We start from the raw sequence: 3,112 nt of genomic DNA, 5'->3' as shown, positions 1-3,112 counted from the left end.
GGATATGGTCATCGTCCTTGCTCCTCTCAGGAAGCATGGACCAGATCGCAGTTACACAGAAGATCGGACACTCTCCCTGGACATGCTGCATGCCTTCCCCAACAGCATTGATACAACACTATTGCCAGTACGTATCGGAGAGCTGCCACGTGTATCGCGCTGCCGCCAGACGCCTATATTCCCAAACTCAGTTACGCGAGCCATCACAGCTTATCTCGACGAGTTGGCTGAAGGTGAAAAATACAAAGGGCTGGCTTCTAATCACACCCGTGAACCACTGTCACCAAGGACGCTAACGTCAATCAAAGAGCAGCTGGCTTGGTACTTCACATGTCTGATTGAACTGGGCTTACTTGACCCCGAGGGCGACCCGGACATCCGCGAGTCGATGGGTATAAATAACATTTTGGCAGCATTTGATGCTGAAACCGCTGGCGAGTTTTATTGGACACCGCTTAGTGCCCGGACAAACCGTAAAAACATGGGGACAGTGTTTCGCTTTGCACGGCGCTACCACCCCGAATTACGCGAAGTTCAGACGGAGTTTTTTAAAGGTGGGTACTTCACAGGCTGGGATACGATGACTCAAGAGAACCAAGACTTCTGCCGTCGGCTTTTGAGGTCAAAACCCAGAATGAAAAAGTTTCTGAACTTGCCCGGGGCCCTTTTCAAACAGTCGGTTAATCTCATTGATCGGTTTGACAGCTTATCTGCTGGGCAGAAATCTAACGCGTTGAAACTCGCCGTTGCCACTGCTGCGGCCGCTATTCTGATGTTCGCTCCTTTGCGCGCGGATACGCTTGTTAACCTGTCAGTAACTGGCCAAGACGCGAATATATTCTTTCCCGAAGGCTCGCGTAATGTGCATCTAAGCATCCCCAAGCCGAAGATGAAAAACCGAAAATCGATGGTGGCCGAATTTGGTCGACGAGGAAAAGTCGATCCACGGAAAATTCTGGAGTGGTGGATGGTAAAGGCCCGGCCCGTCGTAATGGGGCATATTCAGTCACCTGACCCCACAAAGTTACTCGGTGGCGCAAAGTATTACTATCTGGCAGACGGCTGGCGATATGCCACCGCAGATCAGGATATCTATATGACGCTGCATCAGGTTCGACATGGCATTGCTTCTATTATGATTAACGCACCAGGTGCTGATGTCGATGTTATCGCGTCTATGTTGAACAACACACCGGCGACAGTGATCAAAACTTACGCTTTTTTTGACGCTGAGAAGGGTGTCCAGCGAGGAATGGAAGGTTTGAAAGCCGTAAACGCGATGTTGGGTACTGGTGACAAAATATGACGAGTTTTTCGGTCACGGAAGCAGAATTACCGGTGCGCATGCGCAGGTTCCTCGCGGACATAGATGAAGGTCAGGTGTATTCGTTGAAGTCGCTACGTAGCAACCGACGTAGCATGGGCTCTACACTTCGTGGACTCGTTGCCACTGCGCGTAGTCTCGGGCTCCCCGCAAAACTGAACACACAGACAGCTGAAGCGTATATCGTTCGATTACTGGATGACGGATGGCATACGAATAGCCTCGGTGGTCCGAAATCGCTACTTCGCCACTACGCTTATGAAACTGACGAAGGGGTCGAATGGGCACTCGCGAGCTCAGCAACCGACCGACGCCCACTTGAGCTTATTTTTCGTTCGATCCATTGGGCACCTTTTCGGGCGCTGATACCAGATATCAGGGTGACCTTTACCAAGCCTGAAATACGAATGATTGACCGATGGTTGCGGCACAAGAAAGCGCACGTAAGGGTCGACGCAGAAATGGTCGGGCGGTTCCGTGCGGACCATACCACATTCTCTAAACTCGCTGCGATGATGTCCACGATTGACCCTGAGAACCTCGACAACGTTATTCTTCAGCAAGCGCAGAGAAATCGGAAACATTTGGCAGTCGGCTATATCAAAAGCGCAGGAAAGCTGCCTTACCACGATTTGCCTGAGCCATTTGCCACCGATATGGCTAAACTCTTTAACAAAAACTGCGGTCTATCGTTCTCTCGACTTAAGGCGATATGCTCGGCATTGCGTCGTCTTTGCAGCGCTTCAGCACGCGCAGGGCTGCCAATAGAGCTCACTATGGAAACATCCAAGGCGTTTGTTGACACTCTCTTCGAAGATGACCTCAAACTACGTAGCGTCGCCGGATATTGCGATTTTCTTGCATGTTTCGCCAAAAAGGCAGGCTACCGTCATGAGATTTATGCCGCACTAATGGAGGTGCATAATGCAGTAAAGCTCGAGGCGAACACTGAACTGCGTCGAAAAGAGCATAAACTCGCGCAGTATCCTATCGATCTTGTTGATGTCGCAGCCACCGCTCACAGACTGCTGAACAATGCGTTCGATCAAGATGATATCCGAAAACGAAGACGCGATTACGTCCTGGCCGGCGCATTAGCTCTATTGTGTAAACTGCAACTGCGCAGCGGAGACCTCAGAAATGGTTTGGTCGGCAAAGAGTTCGTTCGAGACAGTGAAGGCTGGTCTGTTGACCTAACGACGTCAAAAACGGGGACGGCCATTAAGGGTCGGCTCGCAGCGGAACTGACACGCTATTTAGATGCTGTTCTTCTTATGGATGTGTCAGAGGCACACCTCTGGTCAGTATATACCCAAAGGATCGGGACAGCTCTGTTTGGTAATCCGTCCTGTGGATGGCAGCCATTCGGTAAGAACTGGCTGTGGCACAACATGACACAGCAGCTGCACCACGGGCCTCATATTGTGCGTACGCTGATATATGACGCAATTGCCGCAGACCCTTATCTTGACGCGTCAGTAGCGCAAGCGCTTTGCGGTCACGGTAGTTTGACAAGCCGGAAATTTTACGAGGTTGAGGCTAACCGCCATCGGCAAAGGTTAGGGACCGAGTTGTTGTGCTCTTTCCTTCAAGGTCTCAATGATGATGGTTCTGATAGCTCGATCTCGCAGTAGGCGAAAACCTACGAGGCGTGTCAGGGATGCAGCGCAGCGAAGTTCTGCGCTGCTGAGAAGGAGTGTAACCGCTGTTTAGACCCCACCTTCCGATGACGCGTGTATTCTGCGAGTCCGTGCTTCATGGATTTGAGGGAGTTTCTCCATGGATTGT

General features: G+C 51.1%; 2 protein-coding genes. Both read left to right on the top strand.

The features are described from left to right. On the top strand, positions 1–1,306 hold a 1,306-nt coding region (locus BLQ98_RS18340; RefSeq protein ID WP_167354585.1), incomplete at its 5' end, for a site-specific integrase. Next, positions 1,303–2,958 carry a hypothetical protein gene (locus BLQ98_RS17915; protein ID WP_093734537.1) on the top strand — a complete coding sequence of 552 codons (1,656 nt, stop codon included), beginning with the start codon at positions 1,303–1,305 and terminating at the stop codon, positions 2,956–2,958. The genes BLQ98_RS18340 and BLQ98_RS17915, both read left to right, overlap by 4 nt. Positions 2,959–3,112 lie beyond the last annotated feature (154 nt).

This window comes from Sulfitobacter litoralis, assembly GCF_900103185.1.
Lineage (GTDB): Bacteria > Pseudomonadota > Alphaproteobacteria > Rhodobacterales > Rhodobacteraceae > Sulfitobacter > Sulfitobacter litoralis.
This window is presented reverse-complemented; position numbering and strand designations above follow the sequence as displayed.